This is a genomic window from Hydrogenophaga sp. T2 (assembly GCF_049843535.1).
Classification (GTDB): domain Bacteria; phylum Pseudomonadota; class Gammaproteobacteria; order Burkholderiales; family Burkholderiaceae_C; genus Hydrogenophaga; species Hydrogenophaga crocea.
The window spans coordinates 196,716-222,758 of record NZ_JBBHZJ010000008.1; the positions used below are offsets into that span (position 1 = coordinate 196,716).

The following is a 26,043-nucleotide window of genomic DNA, read 5'->3' on the forward strand; positions in this document are numbered from 1 at the left end:
GTGGACCATCAGAACCTGGTCGCCATCGACATCCACACCCACGCCGAAGTGAGTTGCTGGAACCCCTTCGACAACTACGGCGAGGAGTACGACCGCGCGGCCGACAAGTACTTCGGCAACAGCCGCCGGCCCACCATCGCCGAGACCATCGCCTACTACCGCGAGAAGAAGATCGGCCTGGTGATGTTCACGGTGGACAGCGAGAGCAAGCTCGGGCGCCGCCGCATTCCGAACGAAGAGATCGCGCAGGCCGCGCGCGAGAACAGCGACATGATGATCGCCTTCGCGAGCATCGACCCGCACAAGGGCAAGATGGGTGCGCGCGAGGCCGAGCGGCTGATCAAGGAAGAAGGCGTCAAGGGCTTCAAGTTCCACCCCACGGTGCAGGGCTACCACCCCTACGACAAGATGGCCTGGCCGATCTACGAGGTGATCAACGCGCACAAGCTGCCGGCCATCTTCCACACCGGCCACAGCGGCATCGGCTCGGGCATGCGCTGCGGCGGCGGCCTGCGGCTCGAGTACAGCAACCCCATGCACCTCGACGACGTGGCGATCGACTTCCCCGACATGCAGATCGTGATGGCGCACCCGAGCTTCCCGTGGCAGGACGAGGCGCTCTCGGTGGCCACGCACAAGCCCAACGTGTGGATCGACCTCAGCGGCTGGAGCCCCAAGTACTTCCCCAAGCAGCTCGTGCAGTACGCCAACACGCTGCTGAAAGACCGCGTGCTGTTCGGCAGCGACTACCCGCTGATCACGCCCGAGCGCTGGATGAAGGACTTCGAGGTCGCCGGCTTCAAGCCCGAGGTGATGCCCGGCATCCTCAAAGGCAACGCCGTGCGCCTGCTCGGCCTGGCCTGAGCCCGGGCCGCCCGGCGGGGTGGCCGAAAGTTTCATGCCATAACGGCATAGCAGCTTGATCCCCAGGCCCGTGGCGCAAGGGGCGCGGGCGCGGCAGAGTCGGAGCGCTTGTGCCTGACGTGGCACATGTCTCCGGCGCGCTCTCCGCGAGCGCCGCTTCCGTTCTCTTCTGACAGGATCGTTTCCATGACCGCTCTGAGCCGTCGCCGTGCCCTCACGGCCGCCGCTGCATTGGGTGCCAGCGCCGTTGCTGGCAAGGCCTTCGCCCAGCAAACCGTGACGCTGCGCCTGCACCAGTTCCTGCCCCCGAGCGCGACCATCCCCGCGCGCGCCATCGTGCCCTGGGCCCAGAAACTCGAAGCCGAATCGGGCGGCCGCCTCAAGCTGCAACTGTTCCACTCCATGTCCATGGGCGGCTCGCCGCCGCAGTTGTTCGACCAGGCGCGCGACGGCGTGGTCGACATGGTGTGGACCGTGCTCGGCTACACGCCGGGCCGCTTCAACAAGGCCGAGGTGTTCGAACTGCCCTTCATGAGCGGCAAGGCCGAGCCCGCCTCGCGCGCCTTCCACGAGTTCGTACAGACCCACGCGGCCGACGAGTTCCGCCAGGTGCACCTGCTGGCCGCACACACCCACGGCCCGGGCCTGTTCCACAGCAAGTTCCCCATCAGCGGCCTCGACAGCCTCAAGGGCAAGAAGGTGCGCGGCGGCTCGCGCGTGATCAACAACATGCTGCTCAAGCTGGGCGCCACGCCCGTGGGCATGCCGGTGCCGGCGGTGACCGAGGCGCTCACCAAGGGCGTGCTCGACGCCACCACCATCCCCTGGGAGGTGACGCCCTCGCTCAAGATCGCCGACCTGGTGAAGCACCACACCACCTTCGCCGGCCCCACCGGCCTGTTCACCCAGACCTTCGCGCTGGTGATGAACCGCAACAGCTACGACAAGCTGCCCGCCGACCTCAAGGCCGTGCTCGACAAGCACTCGGGCGTGGAGGCCGCGGCCTTCTTCGGCCGCGCCATGGACGAGGGCGACAAGGTCGGCCTGGAGGCCGCGCAGAAGGCGGGCAACAGCATCGTCACGCTCAACGCCGCCGAGACCCAGCGCTGGAAGTCCACCGCCGCGGCGGTGGAGGCCGACTGGATCAAGGAAGTGAAGGCCAAGGGCATCGACGGCGCGAAACTCGTGGCCGACGCGCGCGCGCTGATCGCCAAGCACACGGGCTGATTCAGCCCGCCGCGCGGTCCGCTCGCGGGCCGCGCCGTCGTGGTTTTCCCGGGGGCCTGACGCGTTTCGCGTCGGGGTCGTGACACAGGTGGGGGTATGCCGATCCGGCCTGCCTCTCACCCCGATCCGAGGAGACAAACCCCGTGAGCCTGTCCGCCATCACCCGGCCGCGCACGCGCGCCGCCCAGGAGGTCCGACCATGCACGCCATGAGCCGGAGCTGTCCGCCGTCACCCTCCAAGCCGCTGGTGCCGCGGCTGCCGGTCCGCCCGGCCGGCGAGCGTGCACTGCACGCGAGCCTGAGCCCGCGCATCAGCCGCGAGCTGGCCGAGCAGCGCTACGACCGCCAGACCGGCGCGGTCAGCACCGAGCTCGTGCAGCGCACCAGCCGCAACCTCGCCACCGGCAAGACACCCGCGGTGCGCCTGCCCGACGAAGACCTGGTGGCCTCGCTGCCGCCCGGTGCGCAGGCGATCGACTTCGGCATTGCCGATGGGCAATGCCTGCCGGCCTTTCTCAAGCGGCAGGTGCACGTCACCGGCATCGACCAGGACGCCGCGGCCATCACCACGCTGCAGCGCCAGTGGGGCCAGCACCCCGACGCGCAGCGGCTGCGCTTCGTGGTGGGCAGCGGCCTGCGGGCCGCGCCCTTCGACGACGGCGCGGTGGACTACGTGCGCCTGTGCAACGTGCTGCCCTACCTGAGCGACGCGGCGGTGCGCGAGACCCTGCAGCAGGCGCGCGACCTGCTGCGGCCGTCGGGGCGCATCTTCGCCACGCTGTACCACCGCGCGCAAACCAGCGAATGGGGCCGCCGCCACAGCGTGGCCGAGGCGCTGGCGCTCGCGCCCGACGGCCTGCGCTGCCGCCTGCACGGTGTGCACTACGAGGCCTATGGGCGCAACCAGTTGCCGCTGCCCGACGGCGCACGCCACAGCTCGGGTTTTACCGGCATGCGCCTGGACAGCACCGGCGGCGCCGGCGCCGTGCCCGCGGCCCAGGTGGACCGGGAGATCGGTCTGGCCGCGCGCATGCTCGACGAAGACGGCGCCGAGTTTCTCGTGATCCGCGTCTGCCTGGTGCTGGGCCGGGCCGGGCCGGTCGAAGACCCGGTGGCCTTCGCCGAGTACCGGCCCCACTAGGCCTCAGCCGCCCCAGACCTCGCGCGCCGTTTCCACCACCAGCGCGAGCTTCTTGCGCTGGTCTTCCACGGCGATGTTGTTGCCGTGCACCGTGCTCGAGAAGCCGCACTGCGGCGACAGGCAGAGCTGCTCCAGCGGCGCGTACTTGGCGGCCTCGTCGATGCGGCGCTTGAGCGCGTCCTTGCTTTCGAGCTGGCCGAACTTGGTGGTGACCAGGCCCAGCACCACGGTCTTGCCCTTGCCCAGGAAGCGCAGCGGGCGGAAGTCACCCGAGCGGTCGTCGTCGTACTCGAGGAAGAAGGCGTCGAGCCGCATCTCGGACAGCAGCGCCTCGGCCACGGGTTCGTAGTTGCCGGCCGCCGCGTGCGTGCTCTTGAAGTTGCCGCGGCACAGGTGCATGGCCAGGGTCATGCCCTTGGGCTTGCGATCGATCACCTTGTTGATGAAGCTGGCGTAACGGTGCGGCAGTTCGTTGGGGTCGTCGCCGCGCTGGCGGGCGGCCTCGCGCATCTTCTCGTCGCACAGGTAGGCCATGTTCGTGTCGTCCATCTGCACATAGGTGCAGCCGGCGTCGGCCAGGCTCTGCAGTTCGTCCGCGTAGGCCTGGGCCACGTCGTCGTAGAAGGCCGGGTCGAGCTCGGGGTAGGCGTCCTTGCTGATGCCCGCGCGGCCGCCGCGGAAGTGCAGCATGGTGGGCGAGGGGATGGTCACCTTGGGCAACAGGCCGGGCAGGCCCAGCGCCTTCACCTGCGCCTGCAGGTACTGGAAGTCGGCGAGCTGGATGTTCTTGGCGTGGCGCACCTTGTCGATCACGCGGATCACGGGCGGGGCCAGCTCTTCGGTACCGTCGGGCTTGCGGATGGTGACCGGGATGTCGGTCTTCACGCCGCCGAGCTGCTCGAGGAAGTCGATGTGGAAGTAGGTGCGGCGGAACTCGCCGTCGGTGATCGACTGCAGGCCGACGTCGGCCTGGAATTTCACGATCTCGGTGATCGCGCGGTCTTCGACCTCGCGCAGCTGCGCCGCCGTGATCTCGCCCTTGGCCTTCTGTTCGCGCGCCTGCAGCAGGTAGGCGGGGCGCAGAAAGCTGCCGACGTGGTCGGCGCGGAACGGGGGGTTCAGGCTCATCTTGTCTCCAGGGAGGGGGTTGGGTTCGGGAGCGGCGACGGTAGCGGATGCGCCGCCGGCCCGCAACCGCTGCGTTCGTCATGGATACAGGAACTGCCTGAATCCCAGCGATTCACCCGGAAATCGCGCGGTTTCCGGGCTTCCATGTATACATTGCGTATCCATGAACACCGCCCCCAACCACTTTCCGCTCAACGCCTGGTACGCCGCCGCCTACGACGTGGAGGTCGGCCGCAGCCTGCTCGCGCGCACGGTCTGCAACCAGAAACTGGTGCTGTACCGCCAGACCGGCGGCCGTGTGGCCGCGCTCGAGGATGCCTGCTGGCACCGGCTGCTGCCGTTGTCCATGGGCCGGCTCGAGGGCGACGAGGTGGTTTGCGGCTACCACGGCCTGGTGTTCAACGCCGAGGGCCGCTGCACCCACATGCCCAGCCAGGAAACGCTCAACCCCTCGGCCTGCGTGCGGCGCTTTCCGGTGGCCGAGAAGCACCGCTTCGTGTGGATCTGGCCCGGCGACCCGGCGCTGGCCGACGAGGCCCTGATCCCCGACCTGCACTGGAACCACGACCCCGAGTGGGCGGGCGACGGCAAGATGATCCGCGTGAAGTGCGACTACCGGCTGGTGATCGACAACCTCATGGACCTCACGCACGAGACCTTCGTGCACGGCAGCAGCATCGGCAACCGCGCGGTGGCCGAAGCCCCGTTCGTGGCCACGCACGGCGACCGCACGGCCACCGTCACGCGCTGGATGGAGAACATCGAGGCGCCGCCGTTCTGGGCCGGCCAGATCCAGCAGGCGCGCGGCTACCAGGGGCCGGTGGACCGCTGGCAGATCATCCGCTTCGAAGCGCCGTGCACGGTGGCGATCGACGTCGGCGTGGCGCCCGCGGGCAGCGGCGCGCTGCCGCGCGACGGCGGCGACCGCAGCCAGGGCGTCAACGGCATGGTGCTCAACACCATCACGCCCGAGACCGACAACACCTGCCTGTACTTCTGGGCCTTCGCGCGCAACTACTGCCTGGGCGAGCAGCGCCTGACGCACCAGCTGCGCGAGGGCGTGGCCGGCATCTTCCGCGAGGACGAGTTCGTGCTCGAAGCGCAGCAGAAGGCGATCGAGGAACACCCCGACCACAAGTTCTACAACCTCAACATCGACGCCGGCGCGATGTGGGCGCGGCGCCTGATCGACCGGATGGTGGACGCCGAGCGCGGCACGCCGGGCTCCACCGTCATCCCCATCCGCCGCGCGGGCTGACGCCATGGCCCCCCAAGTCATGGCCGACGGCGTGCCCGAAAGCGCCCAGGTGCGTGCGCTGCTGCAGCTGCGCGAGCTGATCCTCTCGGGCGAACTGGCGGGCGGCTCGCGCATCGCCGAGCTCGCCATCGTCGAGCGCCTGGGCGTGTCGCGCACGCCGGTGCGCGCCGCGCTGCTGCGGCTCGAACAGGAAGGCCTGCTGCGCGCGCTGCCCGGCGGCGGCTACGTGGTCGAGACCTTTTCCGAGCGCGACATCGCCGACGCGATCGAGCTGCGCGGCACGCTCGAAGGCCTGCTGGCGCGGCTCGCGGCCGAGCGCGCCGCGCCCGCGGCCGTGCTCACCGAAGCGCGCGGCGTGCTCGCGCGCATCGACGCCGTGCTCGCCACGCCCACGCTCGACGACGAGGCCTTCTCCGACTACGTGGCGCTCAACAGCCGCTTCCACGCGCTGCTGGCCGAGATGGCCGACAGCCCCACGGTGGAGCGCCAGCTCGAACGCGTGTGCGCGCTGCCCTTCGCCTCGCCCTCGGGCTTCGTGCTCGCCGAGGCCGAATCGCGCCAGGCGCGCGACATGCTCATCGTCGCGCAGGATCAGCACCGCCAGGTGCTCGACGCCATCGAACGCCGCGAGAGCGCGCGCGCCGAGGCCATCCTGCGCGAGCACTCGCGGCTGGCGCAGCGCAACCTGCGCGCCGTGCTCGCGGGCCACACCCAGGGGCAGGCGCACGCCGCCATGCCCGCGCTCAAACTCATCCGCCGCCGCTGACCCCATGAAGAGCAACCCCGTCTGGCAGACCGCGCGTGTCGCCGCCATCACCGACCTCACGCCCACCGTGCGCGAATTCCTGCTGCAGCCCGAAGGCGGCAGCGCCATCGCCTGGCCGCCGGGTGCGCACCTGCAGCTGCGCCTGCGCGTGGCCGGGCGCGAACAGACGCGCTCGTATTCGCTCGTGGGCCTGCCCGCCGAGGCGGGCGGCGCCTACCGCATCGCGGTCAAGCGGCTCGACGACGGCCGCGGCGGCTCGCGGGCCATGTGGTCGCTCGCGGTGGGCGACACGCTGCCCGTGAGCGCGCCGCAGAACCACTTCGCGCTCGCGCTCGACGCGCCCGAGAGCCTGCTGCTCGCGGGCGGCATCGGCATCACGCCGCTGGTGGGCATGGCGCGCGCGCTGCGCCAGCAGGGGCGCGCCGTGCGCCTGCTGTACGGCGCACGCAGCCAGGCCGAGCTGGCCTATGCCGAGGCGCTGCGCGCCGAGCTCGGCGAGGCCCTGGTCACCGCGGTGGCCGAGCGCGGCGAGCGGCTCGACCTCGCGGGCGCCATCGCCGCGCTGCCCATGGGTGCGCCCTGTTACGTCTGCGGGCCCGCGGGCCTGCTCGACGCCGCGCGCGCCGCCTGGGCCGCGCAGGGCCGCGCCGCGGCCGACCTGCGCTTCGAGACCTTCGGCAGCGGCGGCCGGCTGCCCACGGGCAGCTTCGTGGTGCAGGTGCCGCGCCACGGCTGCGAGCTCACCGTGCCGCCGGGCGAATCGCTGCTCGACGCGCTCGAGGCCGCGGGCGTGGAGGTCATGAGCGACTGCCGCCGCGGCGAGTGCGGCCTCTGCGCCATGGACGTGCTCGCGCTCGAAGGCGAGATCGACCACCGCGACGTGTTCCTGAGCGCGCACGAGCGCGCCGCCAACCAGCGCATCTGCGCTTGCGTGTCGCGCGTGGTGGGCCGCATCACGCTCGACAGCGCCTGGCGCCCCGACGGGCCGGCCGTCGCCGGTCCCGCGAGCCAGACCCAAGCTCGGGGTTTGCCCCAGGTTTCATAACATAACGGCATAGCTGAAAGTCGGTCTCCGGACTGGCTGCCCGGCCGGGCCGCATGCACAGTGTGGGCGCGTTGTACCCGTCGCCCGTGCCGCCGAGCACCCACACACCACCAGGCGCGGGCCCCCAACCCGATCGGAGACAGACGATGACATTCCTGAAGCGACGCACCGCGCTCGCGGCGCTCGGCGCCGTGGCCGCGGCCACGGTGGCCGGCACCGCCATGGCCCAGACCGTCACGCTGCGCCTGCACCAGATGCTGCCGCAGCAGGCCACCATTCCCGCGCGCGCCCTGGTGCCCTGGGCCCAGAAGGTCGAGGCCGATTCGGGTGGCCGCATCAAGGTGCAGCTGTTCCACGCCATGCAGCTTGGCGGCGCACCGCCGCAGCTGTTCGACCAGGCCCGCGACGGCGTGGTCGACCTCACCTGGACCGTGCTCGGCTACACCCCGGGCCGCTTCCCCAAGACCGAGGTGTTCGAGCTGCCGTTCATGAGCGGTGACCCGGTGGCCTCGTCGCGCGCCATTCAGGAGTACGTGGAGAAGTTCGCCGCCGACGAGTTCAAGGACGTCAAGCTGATCGCCGTGCACACCCACGGCCCCGGCCTGTTCCACAGCAAGACGCCCATCACCGGCCTGGAGAGCCTGCGCGGTATGAAGGTGCGCGGCGGCTCGCGCATCATCAACAACATGCTGGTCAAGCTCGGCGCCACGCCCGTGGGCATGCCCGTGCCGGCCGTGACCGACGCGCTCACCAAGGGCACCATCGACGCCACCACCATTCCCTGGGAGGTCACGCCTTCGCTCAAGGTGACCGAGCTGGTGAAGAACCACACCACCTTCGCCGGCAAGGAAGGCCTGTACACCCAGACCTTCGCGTTCTCGATGAACCGCGCGTCCTACGAGAAGCTGCCGCCCGACCTCAAGGCGGTGATCGACAAGAACTCGGGCATCGAGACCGCGGCCCTGTTCGGCCGCGCCATGGAAGAGGGCGACAAGGCCGGCCGCGACATCGCGGTCAAGGCCGGCAACAACATCGTTGCGCTGGACATCCAGGAAACGCAGCGCTGGCGCCGCACCGCGTCCACCGTGGAGACCGACTGGATCAACGAAGTGAAGGGCAAGGGCATCGACGGCGCGAAGCTCGCGGCCGAGGCCCGGGCCCTGATCGCCAAGCACAGCCGATAATCGCGGCTCTTTCGACGGCCGGTCCGCTCCCGGTGATGCCGGGGCCGGATCGGCTTGATTTTTCTGATTGGACCCCGCCTTGAAGTTCCTCTCGTTCTTAGCCCAGGTCTGCGCGGTGCTGGCCGGCTTCATCCTCACCGCGGTGACGCTGGTCACCTGCGTCAGCCTCATCGGCCGCAACACCACCGGCTGGACCATCCTCGGCGACTACGAACTCACGGCCGTGGCCGCGGGCGCCGCCGTGGCCCTGTTCATGCCGCTGTGCCAGCTGCGCCGCGAAAACATCATCGTGGACTTCTTCACCGCCAAGGCGCCGGCTTCCGTCAACGCCCTGTTCGACCGCTTCGGCGCCCTGCTCATGGCCCTCATGATCGGTGTCATCGGCTGGCGCACCGCCGTCGGCGGCCTCAGCGCGCGCGAGTCCATGACCACCACCATGATGCTCGGCTTCCCCGAGTGGATCACCTACGCGGCCATGGTGCCGCCGCTGCTGCTCACCGCGGTGATCGCGCTGGCGCAGACCTTCGGCCCGGCCCAGGACGAGGAGGGCGCTGCATGAGCTCGCTTGCCATGGCCCTCAGCATCTTCGGCGTCATGCTCGGCCTCATGGCCGTGCGCGTGCCGATCGCGGTCGCGATGTTCGCGGCCGGCACCTTCGGCTACCTCTACCAAGTGGGCCTGCCGCCCTTCCTCAACAACCTCAACGGCCTCGCGTTCGCGCGCTTCGCGAGCTACGACCTGTCGGTGATTCCGCTGTTCATCCTGATGGGCAACTTCGCCACGCAGGGCGGCATCTCCAAGGCGCTGTTCCAGTTCGCGAGCGTGATCATGGCGCGCTTCAAGGGCGGCCTGGCCATGGCCGCCGTGGGCGCAAGCGCGGCCTTCGGCTCCATCTGCGGCTCGTCCATCGCCACCGCGGCCACCATCACCTCGGTGGCCCTGCCCGAGATGAAACGCCACGGCTACTCGGGCCGCCTGGCCACGGGCACGCTGGCTGCGGGCGGCACGCTGGGCATCCTCATCCCGCCCTCGGTGCCGCTGGTGATCTACGCCATCCTGACCGAGCAGAACATCGCCAAGCTGTTCGCCGCGGCCACCATCCCCGGCATCATCGCGATGCTGGGCTACATGATCGCGATCGCGATCTACGTGCGCGTGCGCCCCGGCCATGCGCCCGACCACAACCTCGACCTGCCGAAGATGTCGCTTCAGGCGGTGATGGGCGTGCTGCCGCTCGCGGTGGTGTTCCTGATCGTGTTCGGCGGTATCTACGGCGGCCTGTTCACCCCCACCGAAGGCGCGGGCGTGGGCGTGGCCTGCACCTTCATCGCGGCCGTGCTCAAAGGCGAGCTCACGCTCAAGAAGGTCAAGGAGTGCTTCCTGTCGACCGCCTCGGCCAGCGCCATGATCTTCATGATCTTCATCGGCGCCGACATGATGAACACCTCGCTGGCGCTCACGCAGGTGCCGGCGCAGCTGGCCAGCGTGATCCAGGGCTGGGAGGTGCCGCCCGTGATGGTGGTGGGCGGCATCCTGCTGTTCTACGTGGTGCTGGGCGCGGTGATGGACGAGCTGTCCATGATCCTGCTGACCATCCCCATCTTCTTCCCCGTGATCATGGGCCTGGATTTCGGCATGCCGCAGGAATCGGTCGCCATCTGGTTCGGCATCATGGTGCTCATGACGGTCGGCTTCGGCCTGCTCGCACCGCCCGTGGGCCTGAACGTGTACGTGGTCAACGGCATGGCCAAGGACGTGCCGATCGGCGAGAGCTACCGCGGCGTGATGCCCTTCCTCGCGGCCGACACGCTGCGCACGTTGCTGCTGCTGTTCTTCCCGCCGATCTCCCTCTGGCTCGTCCAGTTCGTGGGATGACATGAGAGCACCCCCGCCGCGCTTCGCGCGACCCCCTCGAGGGGGCGATGCCGGCGGCCCGGCAAAGCCGGTTCCGCGGCATCCCTCGATGGGGCGGCGCGCGCTCGCGCTGGGCGTGGCGGCCTCGCTGGCCTGGCCCGCGGGCTGGGCGCAGCCCGCCTTCCCCACGCGCGGTCTGCGCCTGGTGGTGCCGTTCGCGGCCGGCGGGGTGGGTGACCTCACGGCGCGCATCGTGGCGGGCAAGCTGGCCGAGCGGCTCGGCCAGCCCGTGGTGATCGAGAACCGCCCCGGCGCGGGCGGTGTGGTGGCCGCGGAAACCGTGGCCCGCGCCGAGCCCGACGGCCACACGCTGTTCCTCATGTCCAACGGCACGGCCGTCACGGCCGGGCTGTTCAAGTCGCTGCCCTTCGACACGCTCAAAGACTTCGCGCCCGTCTCCACGCTGGGCTTCTTCGACATCGCGGTGCTCGCGCACCCCGAGGTCCCGTTCAAGACCTTCGCCGAGCTGCTGGCCTACGCGCGCAGCCACCCGGGCAGGCTCAACATCGGCAGCATCAACATCGGCAGCACGCAGCACCTGGCGGCCGAGCTGTTCAAGAGCAGCGCCGACATCGACGCCCAGACCGTGCCCTTCAACGGCACGCCCAACCTGATCGGCGCGCTGCGCGGCCGCCAGGTCGACGTGGGCGTGGAGATCCTCGCGCCGGTGCTGGCCCAGGTGCGCGCCGGCGCGCTGCGCGCGCTCGCGGTGGCGGGCGAGAAGCGCTCGGCGGTGCTGCCCGACGTGCCCACGGCGGCCGAATCCGGCGTGGCGGGTTTCGTGGCCTCGTCGTGGAACGCGATCGCCGCGCCCGCGAAAACGCCGCGGCCGGTGATCGAGCGGCTGCAGCGCGAGATCGCGGCCAGCGTGGCCGACGCCGAGGTGCAGAAGAAGCTGCGCGAACTCAACATCGACCCGCGTGCCTCGTCGCCCGAGCAGACGGCCGCGCTGCTGGCCGGCGACATCAAGCGCTGGAGCGCGGTGATCGAGCGCGCCGGCATTCCCAAGCAGTGAGCGCGACGCGGGGCGCGGCATGCCGCCCCGCGCTCAGCGCCCCATTCAACCCCACCAGGGCAGCAGCCGCTTCATCGCCGCCACCTCGCCGCAGTGGTCGGGCTGGTAGCCGGGCAGGGCGGCCATGCGGGTCTGCCAGGCGCGGCTGCGCAGCAACTGCAGCAGGCGCTGCATGGGCGCTTCGTCGAGCGTGCGCTTGAGGCCCACGAGCAGGTAGCGCTCGTCGGTGATGGGCACGAAATCGAGCCGCGCGCTGCGCGCCGCGTACTCGGTGCCCAGGCCCACGTCGGCCGTGCCGCCGGCCACCGCCAGCGCCACCGCCGCGTGCGAGCGCTCGATGTGGTCGTAGCCGTCGATGTCCAGCGGCATCAGCCCCGCGCGCACCAGCAGTTCGTCGAGCAGCAGCCGCGTGCCCGTGCCCAGCGCGCGGTTCACGAAGCGCGCCTGCAGCCGCGCCACGTCGTGGATGTCGCGCAGCCGCATGGGATTGCCGGGCGCCACGATCAGGCCCTGCGTGCGGCGCGCGAAGCCGATGATCTTGTGCTGGCCCGGCTTGAGCATGGGCCGGTAGGTGCGGGCCGTGGCCGTGCCCGCGTCGGCAAAGGGCTGGGCGTGAAAACCCGCCACGTTGCAGCGGCCTTCGTTGAGCGCGCGGATCGCGTCCACGCTGCCGCAGAAATGCACGTCCAGGTGCAGCGCGGGCCCGCCTTCGCGCTGGGCCGCGAAGTCCACCAGTTCGTTGAGCGCGTGGTCGTGGCTCGCGTACAGGCGCAGCGTGGGCGCGTTGTCTTCCCCGCCCTCGGGCGCGAGCACCTGCTGGAAGGCGCGCTCGAGCTCCACGCGCAGGTTCTCCAGCTGCGGGCCCAGCCGCGCCTGCGCGAGCCGCTCGGCCGCCAGCAGCTTCTCGCCGAAGGGCGTGAGCCGCGCGGCCTGGCCGCGCTCCCAGAAGATCAGGCCCTGGCCGAGCTCGGCCTCCCAGTCCTTCAACTGGCCCCACACGTGGCGGTACGACAGGCCCACCTCACGCGCCGCGCCCGAGATCGAGCCGCTGCTCTTGACCGCCTGCAGCACGTCCATCATGGGGTTGCGCAACAGCGACGCCCCATGGGGCTGGGTGGGCTCGCGGGTGCTCAGGTGGTAGGCCAGCTCGATGCGTCGCATGGCCCCGAGTGTGCCGCAAGCCCTCTTATGCAAGGCATTGCATATCGCGTCTTCACGCAGGGCGCGATGCCCGGCACTTGGCTACAGTGCAGGCCCTTATGAATACCTTCTCCGACAGCCTGCGTGTGGCCTTCGGCCTCATCGTGTCGGGCGATGCCGGGCTCTGGGCCATCGTGTGGCGCTCGCTTTTCGTGAGCGCCTGTGCCACCGCCATCGCCTATGCGCTGGGCCTGTGGCTGGGCGCCTGGCTGGCGGCCGCGCGCTTTCGCGGCCGCGGCGCGGTGCTCACGCTGCTCAACACCGCGCTCGCGGTGCCGGCGGTGGTGGTGGGCCTGGTGGTGTATCTGCTGCTGTCGCGTTCGGGACCGCTGGGCTTTCTGGGCTGGCTGTTCAGCGTGCCCGCCATGGTGCTGGCGCAGACCGTGCTGGTGCTGCCGCTGGTGACCGCGCTGGTGCGCCAGGTGGTGGAAGACGCCGAGCTCGGCCACGGCGAGCAGCTGCGCTCGCTGGGCGCGGGCACCACGGTGCGCAGCCTGCTGCTGGCCTGGGACGAGCGCTACGCGCTGCTCACCATCTTCATCACCGCCTTCGGCCGCGCCGTGTCCGAGGTGGGCACGGTGATGATCGTGGGCGGCAACATCGACGGCTTCACGCGCGTCATGACCACCGCCATCGCGCTCGAAACCAGCAAGGGCGACCTGCCGCTGGCGCTGGGCCTGGGCGTGGTGCTGCTGGCCGTGGTGCTGCTGCTCAATGCCGCCGTCTCGCTGCTGCGCCGCTGGCGCGAGAAGGCCGACGGCCTGCTGCCCGTGGGAGCGCCCGCATGAGCGCCGCCGGGCCGTTCCCAAGGCGCTCAGCCCCGCAGTGCGCAGCGCGGAGGGTCGTCCAGTGACCGGCATGCCCGGCACGCCCGCCTTGCCCGCGGCCTGTTTCGAGGTGCGCGGCCTGCAGGTGCGCCTGGGCCCGGCGCCGCGCGCGCCCGCGCTCGACGGCGTGAACCTGCGCATCACCGAAGGCGAACGCGTGGCCCTGATCGGCGCCAACGGCAGCGGCAAGAGCACGCTGCTGCGCGCGCTGCACGGCCTGCTGCCGCTCACCGAAGGCCAGTGCCAGCGCCCCGAGGCGCGCCGCGTGGCCATGCTGTTCCAGCGCCCGCACATGCTGCGCGTGCGCGCCTGGCAGAACGTGGCGCTGGGCCTGTGGCTCAAGGGTCAGCGCTGGCGCGAAGCGCGCGAGGCCGCGCACGCCGCGCTGGGCCGCGTGGGCCTGTCCGACATCGCGCAGCGCAACGGCCGCGCGCTCTCGGGCGGCCAGCAGCAGCGGCTCGCGCTCGCGCGCGCCTGGGCGCTCAAGCCCGACATCTGGCTGCTCGACGAACCCACCGCCAGCCTCGACCCGCACGCCAAGCGCGAGGTCGAGCAGCTCATTGCCGAGTTCACCGCCACGCCCGTGGGCGGACGCCCCACCACCCTGGTGTTCGCCAGCCACAACCTCGGCCAGGTCAAGCGCCTGGCCAGCCGCGTGGTCTACCTGGAGCAGGGCCGCGTGCTCGCCGACCTGCCCGTGGACGATTTTTTCAATGCCGACCTGCTGCGGGCACTGTGCCCGCACGCCCATCTTTTTGTTCAAGGAGAAGCCTGGTGAAACCCATCCACAAACTCGCCACCCTGGCCGCCGCCCTGCTGCTCGGCGGTGCCGCGCTCGCGCAGAACATCGTGGTGGCGTCCACCACGTCCACTGAGCAATCGGGCCTGTTTGGCCACCTCCTGCCGCAGTTCAAGCAGGCCACGGGCATCGACGTGAAGGTGGTGGCCCTGGGCACGGGCCAGGCCATCGACATGGCGCGCCGCGGCGACGCCGACGTGCTGTTCGTGCACGACAAGGTGGCCGAAGAGAAGTTCGTCGCCGACGGCTTCTCGGCCAAGCGCCAGGAGGTCATGTACAACGACTTCGTGCTCGTGGGCCCCAAGGCCGACCCGGCCAAAACCGCGGGCAAGGACATCGTGGCCGCGCTCAAGAAGGTGGCCGCGGCCAACGCGCCCTTCATCTCGCGCGGCGACAAGAGCGGCACGCACGCGGCCGAGCTGCGCTTCTGGAAGATGGCCGACGCCGAGGCCGCCAAGGGTGCGGGTTACAAGGAATGCGGCTGCGGCATGGGCCCGGCGCTCAACATCGGCTCGGGCTCGAACGCCTACGTGCTGACCGACCGCGGCACCTGGCTCAACTTCAAGAACCGCGGCGAGCTCGTGGTGCTCGTGGAAGGCGACCAGCGCCTGTTCAACCAGTACGGCGTGATGCTGGTGAGCGCGGCCAAGCACCCGCAGGTGAAGACGGCCGAAGGCCAGAAGTTCGTGGACTGGGTGACCGGCCCCGCGGGCCAGGCCGCGATCGCGAGCTACAAGATCGGCGGCGAACAGCTGTTCTTCCCCAACGCCAGCAAATGATGAAGCCCCCCCTGCGCCGCTGCGCGGCTTCCCCCCGAGGGGGGACGGCACCCGCGGCCCGGCGAAGCCGGTTCCGCGGTGCCTCCCGGTGGCTGGGTGGGTTCGCGTTGCCTGCTTTCTTGAGTGCCTGCATGACCTCGCCCGCCGTGCCCCTGAGCCCCGAACCGATCCCCGTGGTGGCCGCGGGCAGCCTGCGCGAGGCCATGACCGAGATCGCGGCCGAGCACCGGGCCCGCACCGGCCAGCAGCTCGCGCTGTCCTTCGCGGCCTCGGGCCTGCTGCGCGAGCGCATCGAAAAAGGCGAGGGCGCGCAGGTGTTCGCCTCGGCCGACATGGGCCACCCGCAAAAGCTCGCCGACGCGGGCGGCTGGAGTGCGCCGCGCGTGTTCGCGCGCAACCAGCTGTGCGCGCTCACGCAAGCCGAGCTCTCGCTCACGCCCGACCGCCTGCTCGACGCGCTGCTCGACCCCCAGGTGCGCGTGGGCACGAGCACGCCCAAGGCCGACCCCTCGGGCGACTACGCCTGGGCCCTGTTCCGCAAGGCCGATGCGCTGCGCCCCGGCGCTTTCGCCACGCTCGAACGCAAGGCGCTGCAGCTCACGGGCGGCCCGAACTCGCCCAAGGCGCCCGCGGGCCGCGGCACCTATGCCTGGGTGATGGACGAGCGCCAGGCCGATGTGTTCCTGACCTACTGCACCAACGCCGTCGCCTCGCAGCGCGAGGTGCCGCGCCTGAAGATCGTGGCCGTGCCGGCCGCGCTGCAGGTGGGGGCCGATTACGGCCTGAGCGTGCGCCGCGGCGCGCACCCCGCGGCCCAGGCCTTTGCCGACGCGCTGCTTGCGCCGCCCGCGCAGGCGGTGTTCGCGCGCCATGGCTTCGGCACGCCCTGAGCCCATCGACGCCGGCCGCCGCGCGCTCGCGCTGGCGGCCGTGTCGGCCTGTGCGGGCCTGGCCGCGCCGGCGCTGCGGGCCCAGCCCGCGCCGCGCCGCGTGAGCGACAGCGCGGGCCGCAGCGTCGTGGTGCCGCCGCGCGTGCAGCGCGTGTTCCCCGCGGGCCCGCCCGCGGCCATCTGGCTCTACACGCTCGCGCCCGAGGCGCTGCTGGGCTGGCCGCGCGCCAACCGGCCCGACGAGATCGAGTTCCTGCTGCCCGGCATCGGCAACCGGCCCGAGCTGGGCCGGCTCACCGGCCGCGGCAACACCGCCAACCTCGAAACCGTGCTGGCCCTCAAGCCCGACCTGATCGTGGACACCGGCTCGGTGCGGCCCACCTTCGTCGAGCTCGCCGACCGCGTGCAGTCGCAGACCGGCATTCCCTATGCGCTGATCGATGGCGCGCTCGACGCCGTGCCCGCGGGCTACCGCCTGCTCGGCGAGTTGCTGGGCGTGCGCGAGCGCGCCGAGGGCCTGGCGCGCTACGCCGAAGACACGCTGCGCCAGGTGCGCGAACGCGTGGCCGCGGTGCCGCGTGCCCAGCGCCCGCGTGTGTATTACGCGCGCGGGCCGCAAGGGCTCGAGACCGGGCTCGACGGTTCGATCAACGTCGAGATGTTCGAGGCCATGGGCATCGAGCTCGTGTCCACGCAGCTGCCCGGCGGGCTCGCGCGCGTGTCCATCGAGCAGGTGCTGCAGTGGGACCCGCAGGTCATCATCACCATCGACCAGGACTTCGCGAAAGGCGCGGCGCAGAACCCGCTGTGGCGCAACGTGAGCGCGGTGAAGGCCGGGCGCGTGCACCTGAGCCCCAAGCTGCCCTTCGGCTGGGTCGACTTCCCGCCCAGCGTGAACCGCCTGCCCGGGCTGTGGTGGATCGGCGCCAAGGTGTTCCCCGAGCGCTTCCGCGACGACCTCGGTGCCATCGCGCGCGACTTCTACCGCCGCTTCTACCAGGTCGATCTCTCGCCCGCGCAGCTGCGCCGCGTGCTCGCGGGCCGCGACTGATATGCGCGCTGGCGCCGCCTGGGCCGTGCTCGTGCTCTGCGCGGGCGTGCTGCTCGCCTTCAGCGTGGGTCGCACGCCGCTGGCACCGGCCGATCTGTGGGCCGTGGCCACCGGCGGCGGCAGCGAGGCGATGCAGACCGTGGTGTGGCAGATCCGCGCGCCGCGCATCGTGGCGGCGGTGGCCGTGGGCGCGGCGCTCGCGGTGGCGGGCACGGCCTTCCAGGGGCTGTTCCGCAACCCGCTGGTCTCGCCCGACATCCTCGGCGCGTCGGCCGGTGCGGCGCTGGGCGCGCTGCTGGGCATCTTCTTTTCGCTCGGGCTCGCGGGCATCCAGCTGGCGGCCTTCGCGGGCGGGCTGGCCGCGGTGGCGCTGGTGTACGCCACGGGTTCGGTGGTGCGCCAGGGCGACCCGATCCTCGTGCTGCTGCTCGCCGGCATCGTGATCGGCTCGCTGCTGGGCGCGGGCATCGGCCTGGTGAAGACGCTGGCCGACCCCTACAACCAGCTGCCCGCCATGACCTTCTGGCTGCTCGGCAGCCTCTCGGGGGCGCACCGCGCAGACCTGCCCGCGCTGCTCGTGCCCGTGGGCCTGGGCCTGGCCCTGCTGCTCGCGCTGCGCTGGCGGCTCGACGTGATGTCGCTGCCCGAGGAAGAGGCGCGCGCGCTCGGCGCACGCACCACGGCGCTGCGCCTGGCCATCGTGGCCGCGGCCACGCTGGTGACGGCCGCGAGCGTGGCGGCCGCGGGCATCGTGGGCTGGGTGGGGCTGGTGGTGCCGCACCTGGCTCGCTTCCTCGTGGGGCCCTCGTTCGTGCGCCTGCTGCCCACGGCCGCGGTGCTGGGCGGCGGCTTCCTGCTGCTCATCGACACGCTGGCGCGCAGCCTGGCCGCGGTGGAGATCCCGCTGGGCATCCTCACGGCGCTGATCGGCTCGCCGTTCTTCATCGTGCTGCTCGCGCGTGCGCACAAGGGCTGGCAATGAAGGGGGGCTCATGACCGCGCTGCTCGAAGCCCGCGGGCTGGGCTTCGGCCACCCCGGCCACCCGGTGGGGCAGGGCGTGTCGCTCGCGCTGCGCGCGGGCGAGGTGGTGGCGCTGCTCGGCCCCAACGGCGGCGGCAAGACCACGCTGCTCAAGACCCTGCTGGGCCTGCTGCCCGCGCAGGGCGGAACGCTCGCCCTGCAGGGCCGGCCGCTGGCCGACTGGCCCGTGCCCGAACGCGCGCGGCTGCTCGGCTACGTGCCGCAGGGCCAGGCCAGTACCTTCGGCTACAGCGCGCGGCAGATGGTGCTCATGGGCCGCACCGCGCACCTGGGCCTGCTCGCGCGCCCCGGCGCGCGCGACCACGCGGTGGCCGACGAGGCGCTGGCGCGCCTGGGCATCGCGCACCTGGCCGAGCGATCGGTGCACCGCATGAGCGGCGGCGAGCGCCAACTGGTGCTGATCGCCCGCGCGCTGGCGCAGCAGCCGCGCGCGGTGCTGCTCGACGAGCCCACCGCCAGCCTCGACTTCGGCAACCAGGGCCTGGTGATGACCGCCATCGGCACGCTCGCGCGGCAGGGCCTGGGCGTGCTCTTCAGCACCCACGACCCCAACCAGGCGCTGCGCTGTGCGCACACCGCGCTGCTGCTGCGCGAGGGCCGGGTGCTGGCCCAGGGGCCGGTGGCCGGGGTGGTGAACGCGCAGGCCCTGGGCGCGCTGTACGGCGCGCCGGTGTCGGCCTCAGGCGGGCAGGGCGGCCTGCCGGTGTTCCTGCCCGGGCTCGGCTGAGGCGGCGAGCGCGCTCGCCGCCTGGTGGTGCGTGAGGAAGACGCGCCCGCTCAGGTGCAGCAGGAAGTCGCTGCGCTGCAGCTTGTCCATCACCGGGCCCTTCACCTCGGACAGGTGCAGTTGCAGGCCGGCGTCGCGCAGGCGCTGGTTGATGGCTTCGAGGCTGTCGAGCGCGCTGGCGTCGATGTCGTTGATGGCCGAGCACTGCAGCACCACGTGGCGCAGCGCGGGCCGCTCGGCCACCGCGGCGTTGATGCGGTCTTCGAGCGCGCGCGCGTTGGCGAAGTACAGGCTCTCGTCCATGCGCAGCGCCAGCACCGCCGGCTGCGTGATCACGGTGTGGCGCTGCACGTTGCGGTAGTGCTCGGTGCCCGGCACCTGGCCCACCTCGGCGATGTGCGGCTGGCTGGTGCGCCACAGGTGCAGCAGCAGCGACAGGCCCACGCCCGCCACCAGGCCGCTTTCCACGCCCGCCGCGAGCGTGACCCCCAGCGTGGCGAGCACCGCGGTGAAGTCGGCCTTGGCATAGACCCAGGTGCGGCGCAGCATGCCGAAGTCGACCAGCGAGAGCACGGCCACCACGATGGTGGCGGCCAGCGTGGCCTGCGGCAGGTGGAACAGCGCCGGCGTGAGCAGCAGCGAAGCGAGCAGGATGCCGACGGCGGTGAACACGCCGGCCGCGGGCGTCTGCGCCCCGGCGTCGAAGTTCACCACCGAGCGCGCGAAGCCGCCCGTGACCGGAAAGCCCCCGCTGAACGCGGCCGCGAGGTTGCTGCCGCCCAGGGCCACGAGCTCCTGGTCGGGCTCGATGCGCTGGCGCCGCTGGGCCGCCAGCGTCTGCCCCACCGACACCGACTCCACGAAACCCACCACGCTGATCAGCAGCGCGGGCACCAGCAGCGACCGCCAGAGCGCGACATCCCACAGCGGTTGCGTGAGCGGCGGCAGGCCCTGCGGCACCGCGCCCACGAGCTTCACGCCGTGCGCGCCGGCGTCGATCGCCCAGGCGAACACGGTGGCGCCGACGATGGCCACCACCGGCCCGGCCTTGGCCGCGAGCTCGGCCGCGCGCGGCGCCAGGCCCAGCCGGCGCAGCAGCGGCTGCAGGCCGCGCCGCACCCAGAACAGGAAGGCCAGGCTGCTGGCGCCGATGGCCAGCGTGAGGCCGTGGATGTGGCCCCGCTGCGCCCACACCGCCGCGAGCATCTCGACCAGGTTGTGGCCGCCTGCACTCACGCCCAGCAGCGTCTTGAGCTGGCTCGCGGCGATCAGCAGGCCCGAGGCCGTGATGAAGCCCGAGATCACCGGGTGGCTCAGGAAGTGGGCGATGAAGCCCAGCCGCAGCAGGCCCATGGCGAGCAGGATCAGGCCCGAGAGAAACGCCAGCGTGATCGCCACCGCCAGGTAGGCCGCGCTGCCCGCGGCCGCGTGTTCGCCCACCGCCGCGGCGGTCATGAGCGAGACCACGGCCACGGGGCCCACCGCGAGCACGCGGCTGCTGCCCAGCAGCGCGTACACCAGCAGCGGCGCCACGCTCGCGTACAGGCCCACCTCGGGCGGCAGGCCCGCGAGCTGCGCGTAGGCCAGGCTCTGCGGGATCAGCATCAGCGTGACGATCACCGCGGCCAGTGCGTCGCGCAGCAGGGTGTCGCGGCGGTAGTCGCGCGCCCACACCAGGGCGGGCAGGGCCGGCAGCCAGCGGGGCGCGCGCGGGTTCATGGGCTGGGGCGGGGCAGGCGGCTCAGGTCGTAGCCGGCCGCCGCCGCGGTCGCGAGCAGCTCGTCCCAGGGCCGCTGACCGGCCTGCGACAACGCCCACAGCGTGGTGCAGCGCGTGCCGCTGCGGCAATAGGCGAGCACCGGGCCCGTGGCCTGCGCGAGCGCTTCGCCGAAGGCCTGCACCTGCGCGGGGCCGATCTGGCCCGAGACCACGGGCTGGAACACGAAGCGCAGGCCCGCGGCCTGGGCGGCCGCGGCCATGGTGTGGTGGTCGGGCTGGCCGGGCTGTTCGCCGTCGGGCCGGTTGCAGACGACGGTGGTGAAGCCGGCCGCGGCCAGCGCGGGCAGGTCGGCGGGCGCAACCTGCGGCGCCACGGCGAGGCTGGGGGTGAGGCGTTTGAGGTCCATGGGGGTTCCTGGGCGTGGGGGTGTCAGGCGTGGCGCGGCGGCTTCTGGGCCCGCAGCCGCTCGATCCATTCGTACACCAGCATGCCGGCCACCATGGCCACCACGAACACCAGGCCCTTGAGCTCGCCCGAAGCCATGGAGACCAGGCCCGGGCCCGGGCAGAAGCCCGCCAGGCCCCAGCCGATGCCGAAGGTGAGGCTGCCCAGCACCAGCCGGCGGTCGATCTGCGTGGCCTTGGGCAGTTGCATGGCGCCGTCGAGGAAGCTGCGCGTGCGGCGCTTGGCGAGCGCGAAGGCGAACAGGCCCACGGCGATGCCGCCGCCCATCACGAAGGCCAGCGACGGGTCCCAAGCGCCCGCGAGGTCGAGGAAGCCCTGCACCTTGCCGGGGTCGGTCATGCCCGAGAGCAACAGGCCCAGGCCGAAGACCAGGCCGACGATGAACGCAACGAGTGTCTGCATGGCGGGGTCCTCAGAGCAGGTGGCGGATGACGAACACGGTGGCGAAGCCCGTGGCCATGAAGGCCAGCGTGGCCACCAGCGAGCGCGGCGACAGGCGCGAGAGGCCGCACACGCCGTGGCCGCTGGTGCAGCCCGCGCCGTAGCGCGTGCCGATGCCCACGAGCAGACCGGCCAGCACGATCAGGCCGAAGCCGGCGTCGATGCGCGGCGCGCTGATGAAGCCTTCGGGCGCGAGCGCGCGGTAGACCAGCGGCGACACGAACAGGCCCGCGAGCAGCGCCACGCGCCAGCCCACGTCGCCGCGCGTGGGGTTGAGCACCCCGCCCAGGATGCCGCTGATGCCGAGCACGCGGCCGTTGAACAGGATCAGCAGCGCGGCCGCCACCCCGAGCAGAACGCCGCCGGCCAGCGAGGCCCAGGGCGTGAAGTTGGCGAGATCTATGGTCATGCGGGGTCTCCTCAGCGTTGGCAGAACTGTTGGTAAAGGGTGCGGATAACGGCCTGGGCCTGCGGGCTGTCGATCTGGTAGTACACGTGCTTGCCTTCGCGGCGCGTGCTCACCAGCGACTCTTCGCGCAGCACCGTGAGCTGCTGCGACAGCGTGGGCTGGGTGATGCCCAGCGTGGCTTCGAGTTCGCCCACGTTGTGTTCGCCCTGCAGCAGCTGGCACAGCAGCATCAGGCGGTCGGGGTTGGACAGCACCTTCATGAGCCGGCAGGCGGCTTCGGCGCTGGCGTGCATTTCTTCGAGGTCGAGTTTGATGGCGGGCATGGGGGGTTCCGTCGAATGGCTGTCACTATATTGACGGATATATTGTTTGTCAATATATTGGCGTTTACTTATTCAAAGGAGCGCCCCATGCCCACCCATCCCTCGCGTCCCCAGGTGCAAGGCCTGTTCGACCCCGCCACCTGGACCGTCACCTACGTGGTCCACAACGGCCCGGGCACGCCCGCGGCCATCATCGATTCGGTGCTCGACTACGACCCCAAGTCCGGCCGCACGCGCACCGCGTCGGCCGACCGGGTGATCGAATACGTGAAAGCCCAGGGCCTGACCGTCGAGTGGATCCTCGAGACCCATGCCCATGCCGATCACCTCTCGGCCGCGCCCTACCTCAAGCGCCAGCTCGGCGGGCGCATCGGCATCGGCGGGCGCATCACCCAGGTGCAGCAGGTGTTCAAGGGCCTCTTCCATCTCGAGCCCGAATTCCACCCCGACGGCTCGCAGTTCGACCACCTGTTTGCCGACGGCGAAACCCTGCGCATCGGCGCCCTCGAAGGCCGGGTGCTGTTCGTGCCCGGCCACACCCCGGCCTGTGCGGCCTACCAGGTGGGCGACGCGGTGTTCGTGGGCGACACGCTGTTCATGCCCGACGTGGGCACGGCGCGCTGCGACTTCCCCGGCGGCGATGCGAAGACGCTCTACGCCTCGGTGCAGAAGATCCTCTCGCTGCCCGGCGACACGCGGCTCTTCATGTGCCACGACTACCCGCCCGAGGGCCGCGCGGTTCGCTTCGAGACCACGGTCGCCGAGCAGCGCGCGCACAACATCCACGTGCACGCGGGCGTGAGCGAGGCGCAGTTCGTGGCCATGCGCACGCAGCGCGACGCCACGCTGGACATGCCCACGCTCATCCTGCCTTCGGTGCAGGTGAACATCCGCGCGGGCGAGATGCCGCCGCCCGAGGCCAATGGCGTGCGCTACCTCAAGATCCCGGTGAACGCGCTCTGAGCCCGTGCGGCCCTCACGGGCCGAGCTGGCGCATCACCTCGGTGTGGAAGTCGCCGCTGGCCGAGGCCGCGGTGAAGTCGGCGGTGCGGCCATCGAAGCGCACCGTGCCCTGGTGCAGCAGCACCAGGCGCTGCGCCTGGCGCGCTTCTTCGATCAGGTGCGTGGCCCAGAGCACCGCCATGCCGTGGTCGGCGCACAGCGCGAGCACGGTGGCCATGAGCTGCTCGCGCGAGGCCGGGTCCAGGCCCACCGTGGCCTCGTCCATGAGCAGCACGCGCGGGCGGTGCAGCAGCGCGCGCAGCAGCTCCACCTTGCGCCGGTTGCCGCCCGAGAGGCTGCGCACCGGCGCGCGCGCCTGCGCCTGCAGGCCCAGCCGCTCCAGGCCTTCGTCGATGCGCGGGTTCGCCTGCGCGCGCGGCAGACCGTGCAGGTCGGTGTGGAAATGCAGGTTGGCGCGCACCGAGAGGTCGAGGTCGAGCGCGCTTTGCTGGAACACCACGCCCAGGCCCGCGAGTGCGCGGTCCGGGTGGCGCGCGAGGTCGTGGCCCAGCACCACGATGCGGCCCTCGTCGGGCGTGAACAGGCCGGTGAGCAGTTGCAGCAGCGTGCTTTTGCCCGCGCCGTTGGGCCCCAGCAGCGCCACCAGCTCGCCGGCCTGCAGGCTGAGGTCCACGCCCTTGAGCGCGGGTCGCGGGCCGTGGCTTTTCTTCAGGCCCTCGGCCTGCAGCAGCGGGGCGTTCATGGCTTGAGCAGGTTCATGCGTTGCAGCAGGCGCTTCTCGCGCTCCACCGTGGCGGCCACCGCGGCGCGGTAGTCGCGCGTGTTGAGGTAGTCGATCGCCTGGTCGAAGCGCGCGAGCTCGCGCACGTGGCGCTCGCTGAACATGGCCTTGTGGAAGGCCTCGTGCAGCACCTGCACCGCGGCCTCGGGCGTGCCCGCGGGCGCGGCCAGGCCCCAGGGCGAGCTGTGCACCGCATACGGGTGGCCGAGCTCGCGCAGCGTGGGCACCTCGGGCCAGCGCGGGCTGCGCTGCGCGCCGAAGGTGGCGAGCAGCCGCACCTTGCCCTGGTCGACCCAGGGCGCGAAGCCGGTGGAGTTCACGCCCGCCATCACCTGGCCGCTGGCCAGGTCGAGCATCTGGTCGGCCGTGCCGCGGTAGGGCACGTGCACGTAACGCACGCCCTGTTGCTGCAGCACCTCTTCCATGGCGAGGTGCGCCGTGGTGCCCACGCCGGTCGAACCGACGATGAGGCGGCCCGGGTTCGCACGCCCCCAGTCCAGCAGGTCGGCAAAGCGCTGGAACGGCGAGGCCGCGGGCACCAGCACGCCGAAGGTGGTGCCCGAGACCTGCACGATGGGGCTGAGGTCGGTCAGCGGGTTCCAGGGCACGGCGTTCATGAGCGCGTGCCGGTACACGGTGATGGGCACCTGGCCGATGGTGTGGCCGTCGGCGTGCGCGGCCTTGAGCAGCGGTGCGACCTGGCTGCCGCCCGCGCCGGGCCGGTTGATCACCACCAGCGGCTGGCCCAGCAGCGGCGCGGCCTCTTCGCACAGGATGCGCAGCGTGAGATCGGTGGCGCCGCCCGCGGGCCAGGGCACGATCAGCTCGATCGGCCGCGAGGGATAGGCCGCCGCGCGCGAAGCGCCCGCGCGCCCCGCCAGGGCCGCCATGCCCAGGCCCAGCATGGCACGGCGTGTCACACCCGGTTGTTGCAGGCTGGAGCAGTGTGGCGCAGTGGGTGGGGGCAGGAGCGGGGGTGGCACGGCACAAAACCAGGGTTTGTCCGGAGCCGCAACGGCGTGTGGCGGCCCCGGTGCGCGGTGATCGGCAAGTTCCACGCCACGGTGCGCGCGTGGCACCGAACTTGCACCCCGAAGCCCACCACAACGACCTTCAGGAGACACCCCATGCCCCGTTGCCTGCGCCCGCTGCTGGGCCTTGCCCTGCTCGCCGCCGCCCCGGCCTTTGCCCAGGTGTTCGTGTCGAGCGAGAAGGACAACAAGCTCTATGTGTTCGACGCCCAGGGCGAGCGCACCGGCGCCATCGACGTGTGCAAGCGGCCGCGCCACCTGATGTTCAACGCCGACAAGAGCCAGATCTATGTGTGCTGCGGCGACAGCAACCAGCTCGGCATCGTCGACGTGGCCACGCAGAAGATGACCGGCAAGCTCGCGCTCGGCGACAGCCCCGAGATCTTCGACCTCAGCCCCGATGGCAAGACGGTGTACGTCTCGATCGAGGACGAGAACGTGATGGCCGCCTACGACCTGGCCACGAAGAAGCCGCTGTTCCAGGTGAAGACCGGCGGCGAGCCCGAGGGCGTGCGGGTCACGCGCGACGGCAAGACCGCCTACGTCACCTCCGAGGTGGCCAACGTGGTCCACGTGATCGACCTGGGCCAGAAGAAGGTGGTCAGGAACATCACCGTGGGCAAGCGCCCGCGCCGCTTCGTGCTCTCGGCCGACGGCAGCGAGCTGTGGGTGACCAACGAGCTCGACGCCAGCGTGAGCGTGGTGGACACCGCGACGCACACGGTGAAGGCCACGGTGAAGTTCGCGGTGCAGGGCCTGCGCGAGGCCGACATCACGCCCGTGGGCATGGCGCTCAGCGGCGACGGCAAGACCCTGTGGGTGGGGCTGGGCCGCGCCAACCGCGTGGTCGAGGTGGACGTGGCGAGCAAGACGCCGGGCCGCCAGGTGCTGGTGGGCAAGCGCGCCTGGGGCCTCACGCTGCACCCCGATGGCAAGACCTTGTACGTGAGCAACGGCCTGTCCGACGACATGACGCTGGTGGACACCGCGAGCGCCAAGGCCGTTCGCACCGTGGCCGTGGGCCGCGTGCCGCACTCCGTTCTCGTGAAGTGA

At 71.4% G+C, this 26,043-nt stretch carries 28 protein-coding genes; 19 read left to right on the plus strand and 9 right to left on the minus strand.

Going from position 1 to position 26,043, the window contains the following annotated elements; genetic code table 11:
• The 3 genes from WDZ95_RS18565 (at window position 1) to WDZ95_RS18575 (ending at window position 3,232) form a co-directional block, all read left to right on the plus strand.
• On the plus strand, window positions 1-864 hold the full coding sequence (locus tag WDZ95_RS18565; RefSeq protein WP_166224569.1) for an amidohydrolase family protein: 864 nt from the start codon (window positions 1-3) through the stop codon (window positions 862-864).
• A gap of 186 nt (window positions 865-1,050) precedes the next feature.
• Window positions 1,051-2,091 carry a TRAP transporter substrate-binding protein gene (locus WDZ95_RS18570; protein WP_425780626.1) on the plus strand — a complete coding sequence of 347 codons (1,041 nt, stop codon included), beginning with the start codon at window positions 1,051-1,053 and terminating at the stop codon, window positions 2,089-2,091.
• A 199-nt stretch (window positions 2,092-2,290) separates the two neighbouring features.
• Window positions 2,291-3,232: a class I SAM-dependent methyltransferase gene (locus WDZ95_RS18575; protein ID WP_425780628.1), complete on the plus strand. Its 942-nt coding sequence runs from the start codon at window positions 2,291-2,293 to the stop codon at window positions 3,230-3,232.
• Window positions 3,233-3,235: 3 nt separating this feature from the next.
• Here WDZ95_RS18575 and WDZ95_RS18580 read toward each other — a convergent pair whose 3' ends face one another.
• Window positions 3,236-4,360 (minus strand): 5-methyltetrahydropteroyltriglutamate--homocysteine S-methyltransferase, encoded by a 1,125-nt coding sequence (locus tag WDZ95_RS18580; protein WP_425780630.1) that lies wholly within the window; start codon window positions 4,358-4,360, stop codon window positions 3,236-3,238.
• 163 nt (window positions 4,361-4,523) lie between these two features.
• Here WDZ95_RS18580 and WDZ95_RS18585 point away from each other — a divergent pair, with 163 nt between their 5' ends.
• The 7 genes from WDZ95_RS18585 to WDZ95_RS18615 all read left to right on the plus strand — a co-directional run bounded on the left by WDZ95_RS18585 (window position 4,524) and on the right by WDZ95_RS18615 (window position 11,542).
• Window positions 4,524-5,618, plus strand: a complete 1,095-nt coding sequence (locus tag WDZ95_RS18585) for a Rieske 2Fe-2S domain-containing protein (protein WP_425780632.1) — start codon at window positions 4,524-4,526, stop codon at window positions 5,616-5,618.
• A gap of 4 nt (window positions 5,619-5,622) precedes the next feature.
• Window positions 5,623-6,384 carry a GntR family transcriptional regulator gene (locus WDZ95_RS18590; protein WP_425780634.1) on the plus strand — a complete coding sequence of 254 codons (762 nt, stop codon included), beginning with the start codon at window positions 5,623-5,625 and terminating at the stop codon, window positions 6,382-6,384.
• Window positions 6,385-6,388: 4 nt separating this feature from the next.
• Window positions 6,389-7,429: a PDR/VanB family oxidoreductase gene (locus tag WDZ95_RS18595; RefSeq protein WP_425780636.1), complete on the plus strand. Its 1,041-nt coding sequence runs from the start codon at window positions 6,389-6,391 to the stop codon at window positions 7,427-7,429.
• 146 nt (window positions 7,430-7,575) lie between these two features.
• Window positions 7,576-8,613, plus strand: coding sequence for a TRAP transporter substrate-binding protein (locus WDZ95_RS18600; protein ID WP_425780638.1), 1,038 nt, complete (start codon window positions 7,576-7,578; stop codon window positions 8,611-8,613).
• 79 nt (window positions 8,614-8,692) lie between these two features.
• The gene (locus WDZ95_RS18605) at window positions 8,693-9,172 is read left to right on the plus strand and encodes a TRAP transporter small permease (protein ID WP_425780640.1); all 480 of its coding nucleotides are present in this window, start codon (window positions 8,693-8,695) and stop codon (window positions 9,170-9,172) included.
• The gene (locus WDZ95_RS18610; RefSeq protein ID WP_425780642.1) at window positions 9,169-10,488 is read left to right on the plus strand and encodes a TRAP transporter large permease; all 1,320 of its coding nucleotides are present in this window, start codon (window positions 9,169-9,171) and stop codon (window positions 10,486-10,488) included. The genes WDZ95_RS18605 and WDZ95_RS18610 overlap by 4 nt, the downstream gene beginning before the upstream one ends.
• A gap of 88 nt (window positions 10,489-10,576) precedes the next feature.
• A complete protein-coding gene (locus tag WDZ95_RS18615) occupies window positions 10,577-11,542 on the plus strand; it encodes a Bug family tripartite tricarboxylate transporter substrate binding protein (protein WP_425780644.1) in 966 nt (321 codons plus the stop codon).
• A 45-nt stretch (window positions 11,543-11,587) separates the two neighbouring features.
• On the opposite strand, the gene WDZ95_RS18620 is transcribed toward WDZ95_RS18615, so the two are convergent.
• Window positions 11,588-12,703 (minus strand): substrate-binding domain-containing protein, encoded by a 1,116-nt coding sequence (locus WDZ95_RS18620; protein WP_425780646.1) that lies wholly within the window; start codon window positions 12,701-12,703, stop codon window positions 11,588-11,590.
• A 98-nt stretch (window positions 12,704-12,801) separates the two neighbouring features.
• Between WDZ95_RS18620 and WDZ95_RS18625 the strand changes: the two genes are divergently transcribed.
• The 7 genes from WDZ95_RS18625 to WDZ95_RS18655 all read left to right on the plus strand — a co-directional run bounded on the left by WDZ95_RS18625 (window position 12,802) and on the right by WDZ95_RS18655 (window position 18,857).
• Window positions 12,802-13,530, plus strand: a complete 729-nt coding sequence (locus WDZ95_RS18625; RefSeq protein WP_425780648.1) for an ABC transporter permease — start codon at window positions 12,802-12,804, stop codon at window positions 13,528-13,530.
• Window positions 13,531-13,600: 70 nt separating this feature from the next.
• A complete protein-coding gene (locus WDZ95_RS18630; protein ID WP_425780760.1) occupies window positions 13,601-14,347 on the plus strand; it encodes an ATP-binding cassette domain-containing protein in 747 nt (248 codons plus the stop codon).
• Entirely contained in the window at window positions 14,344-15,147 is an 804-nt protein-coding gene (locus WDZ95_RS18635; protein WP_425780650.1) for an extracellular solute-binding protein, read from the plus strand. Before WDZ95_RS18630 ends, WDZ95_RS18635 begins: the two co-directional genes overlap by 4 nt.
• A gap of 131 nt (window positions 15,148-15,278) precedes the next feature.
• Window positions 15,279-16,037 (plus strand): molybdate ABC transporter substrate-binding protein, encoded by a 759-nt coding sequence (locus WDZ95_RS18640; protein ID WP_425780652.1) that lies wholly within the window; start codon window positions 15,279-15,281, stop codon window positions 16,035-16,037.
• A complete protein-coding gene (locus WDZ95_RS18645) occupies window positions 16,018-17,088 on the plus strand; it encodes an iron ABC transporter substrate-binding protein (protein ID WP_425780654.1) in 1,071 nt (356 codons plus the stop codon). The genes WDZ95_RS18640 and WDZ95_RS18645 overlap by 20 nt, the downstream gene beginning before the upstream one ends.
• Before the next feature lies 1 nt (window position 17,089).
• Window positions 17,090-18,070: a FecCD family ABC transporter permease gene (locus WDZ95_RS18650; protein WP_425780656.1), complete on the plus strand. Its 981-nt coding sequence runs from the start codon at window positions 17,090-17,092 to the stop codon at window positions 18,068-18,070.
• 10 nt (window positions 18,071-18,080) lie between these two features.
• Window positions 18,081-18,857 carry an ABC transporter ATP-binding protein gene (locus WDZ95_RS18655; protein WP_425780658.1) on the plus strand — a complete coding sequence of 259 codons (777 nt, stop codon included), beginning with the start codon at window positions 18,081-18,083 and terminating at the stop codon, window positions 18,855-18,857.
• Here WDZ95_RS18655 and WDZ95_RS18660 read toward each other — a convergent pair.
• Genes WDZ95_RS18660 through WDZ95_RS18680 form a run of 5 tightly spaced genes read right to left on the minus strand, consistent with a single transcriptional unit; the run spans window position 18,810 to window position 22,215 of the window.
• Window positions 18,810-20,576 (minus strand): SulP family inorganic anion transporter, encoded by a 1,767-nt coding sequence (locus WDZ95_RS18660; protein ID WP_425780660.1) that lies wholly within the window; start codon window positions 20,574-20,576, stop codon window positions 18,810-18,812. The two genes, WDZ95_RS18655 and WDZ95_RS18660, sit on opposite strands and share 48 nt — an antisense overlap.
• On the minus strand, window positions 20,573-20,983 hold the full coding sequence (locus tag WDZ95_RS18665) for a TIGR01244 family sulfur transferase (protein WP_425780662.1): 411 nt from the start codon (window positions 20,981-20,983) through the stop codon (window positions 20,573-20,575). Before WDZ95_RS18665 ends, WDZ95_RS18660 begins: the two co-directional genes overlap by 4 nt.
• Window positions 20,984-21,006: 23 nt before the next feature.
• Window positions 21,007-21,444, minus strand: a complete 438-nt coding sequence (locus WDZ95_RS18670) for a DUF6691 family protein (protein WP_425780664.1) — start codon at window positions 21,442-21,444, stop codon at window positions 21,007-21,009.
• Window positions 21,445-21,454: 10 nt separating this feature from the next.
• Window positions 21,455-21,892 (minus strand): YeeE/YedE family protein, encoded by a 438-nt coding sequence (locus tag WDZ95_RS18675; RefSeq protein WP_425780666.1) that lies wholly within the window; start codon window positions 21,890-21,892, stop codon window positions 21,455-21,457.
• A gap of 11 nt (window positions 21,893-21,903) precedes the next feature.
• Entirely contained in the window at window positions 21,904-22,215 is a 312-nt protein-coding gene (locus WDZ95_RS18680) for an ArsR/SmtB family transcription factor (RefSeq protein ID WP_166224634.1), read from the minus strand.
• Between the two features lie 87 nt (window positions 22,216-22,302).
• Between WDZ95_RS18680 and WDZ95_RS18685 the strand changes: the two genes are divergently transcribed.
• Window positions 22,303-23,178, plus strand: coding sequence for an MBL fold metallo-hydrolase (locus WDZ95_RS18685; RefSeq protein ID WP_425780669.1), 876 nt, complete (start codon window positions 22,303-22,305; stop codon window positions 23,176-23,178).
• A gap of 13 nt (window positions 23,179-23,191) precedes the next feature.
• Here the strand turns inward: WDZ95_RS18685 and WDZ95_RS18690 are convergent, their stop codons facing one another.
• Together WDZ95_RS18690 and WDZ95_RS18695 are read right to left on the minus strand one after the other, a co-directional pair.
• Window positions 23,192-23,920, minus strand: coding sequence for an ATP-binding cassette domain-containing protein (locus tag WDZ95_RS18690; RefSeq protein ID WP_287467926.1), 729 nt, complete (start codon window positions 23,918-23,920; stop codon window positions 23,192-23,194).
• A complete protein-coding gene (locus tag WDZ95_RS18695) occupies window positions 23,917-24,879 on the minus strand; it encodes a tripartite tricarboxylate transporter substrate binding protein (protein WP_287467927.1) in 963 nt (320 codons plus the stop codon). Before WDZ95_RS18695 ends, WDZ95_RS18690 begins: the two co-directional genes overlap by 4 nt.
• A 207-nt stretch (window positions 24,880-25,086) precedes the next feature.
• Between WDZ95_RS18695 and WDZ95_RS18700 the strand changes: the two genes are divergently transcribed.
• Entirely contained in the window at window positions 25,087-26,043 is a 957-nt protein-coding gene (locus WDZ95_RS18700) for a PQQ-dependent catabolism-associated beta-propeller protein (RefSeq protein WP_425780672.1), read from the plus strand.

Coding starts and splice junctions, on each gene's coding strand:
- WDZ95_RS18570 (WP_425780626.1), top strand. CDS start 1,051: ATGACCGCTCTGAGCCGTCGCCGTGCCCTCACGGCCGCCGCTGCATTG.
- WDZ95_RS18575 (WP_425780628.1), top strand. CDS start 2,291: ATGCACGCCATGAGCCGGAGCTGTCCGCCGTCACCCTCCAAGCCGCTG.
- WDZ95_RS18580 (WP_425780630.1), bottom strand. CDS start 4,360: ATGAGCCTGAACCCCCCGTTCCGCGCCGACCACGTCGGCAGCTTTCTG.
- WDZ95_RS18585 (WP_425780632.1), top strand. CDS start 4,524: ATGAACACCGCCCCCAACCACTTTCCGCTCAACGCCTGGTACGCCGCC.
- WDZ95_RS18590 (WP_425780634.1), top strand. CDS start 5,623: ATGGCCCCCCAAGTCATGGCCGACGGCGTGCCCGAAAGCGCCCAGGTG.
- WDZ95_RS18595 (WP_425780636.1), top strand. CDS start 6,389: ATGAAGAGCAACCCCGTCTGGCAGACCGCGCGTGTCGCCGCCATCACC.
- WDZ95_RS18600 (WP_425780638.1), top strand. CDS start 7,576: ATGACATTCCTGAAGCGACGCACCGCGCTCGCGGCGCTCGGCGCCGTG.
- WDZ95_RS18610 (WP_425780642.1), top strand. CDS start 9,169: ATGAGCTCGCTTGCCATGGCCCTCAGCATCTTCGGCGTCATGCTCGGC.
- WDZ95_RS18615 (WP_425780644.1), top strand. CDS start 10,577: ATGGGGCGGCGCGCGCTCGCGCTGGGCGTGGCGGCCTCGCTGGCCTGG.
- WDZ95_RS18620 (WP_425780646.1), bottom strand. CDS start 12,703: ATGCGACGCATCGAGCTGGCCTACCACCTGAGCACCCGCGAGCCCACC.
- WDZ95_RS18625 (WP_425780648.1), top strand. CDS start 12,802: ATGAATACCTTCTCCGACAGCCTGCGTGTGGCCTTCGGCCTCATCGTG.
- WDZ95_RS18630 (WP_425780760.1), top strand. CDS start 13,601: ATGCCCGGCACGCCCGCCTTGCCCGCGGCCTGTTTCGAGGTGCGCGGC.
- WDZ95_RS18640 (WP_425780652.1), top strand. CDS start 15,279: ATGACCTCGCCCGCCGTGCCCCTGAGCCCCGAACCGATCCCCGTGGTG.
- WDZ95_RS18645 (WP_425780654.1), top strand. CDS start 16,018: ATGGCTTCGGCACGCCCTGAGCCCATCGACGCCGGCCGCCGCGCGCTC.
- WDZ95_RS18650 (WP_425780656.1), top strand. CDS start 17,090: ATGCGCGCTGGCGCCGCCTGGGCCGTGCTCGTGCTCTGCGCGGGCGTG.
- WDZ95_RS18655 (WP_425780658.1), top strand. CDS start 18,081: ATGACCGCGCTGCTCGAAGCCCGCGGGCTGGGCTTCGGCCACCCCGGC.
- WDZ95_RS18660 (WP_425780660.1), bottom strand. CDS start 20,576: ATGAACCCGCGCGCGCCCCGCTGGCTGCCGGCCCTGCCCGCCCTGGTG.
- WDZ95_RS18665 (WP_425780662.1), bottom strand. CDS start 20,983: ATGGACCTCAAACGCCTCACCCCCAGCCTCGCCGTGGCGCCGCAGGTT.
- WDZ95_RS18670 (WP_425780664.1), bottom strand. CDS start 21,444: ATGCAGACACTCGTTGCGTTCATCGTCGGCCTGGTCTTCGGCCTGGGC.
- WDZ95_RS18675 (WP_425780666.1), bottom strand. CDS start 21,892: ATGACCATAGATCTCGCCAACTTCACGCCCTGGGCCTCGCTGGCCGGC.
- WDZ95_RS18680 (WP_166224634.1), bottom strand. CDS start 22,215: ATGCCCGCCATCAAACTCGACCTCGAAGAAATGCACGCCAGCGCCGAA.
- WDZ95_RS18685 (WP_425780669.1), top strand. CDS start 22,303: ATGCCCACCCATCCCTCGCGTCCCCAGGTGCAAGGCCTGTTCGACCCC.
- WDZ95_RS18690 (WP_287467926.1), bottom strand. CDS start 23,920: ATGAACGCCCCGCTGCTGCAGGCCGAGGGCCTGAAGAAAAGCCACGGC.
- WDZ95_RS18700 (WP_425780672.1), top strand. CDS start 25,087: ATGCCCCGTTGCCTGCGCCCGCTGCTGGGCCTTGCCCTGCTCGCCGCC.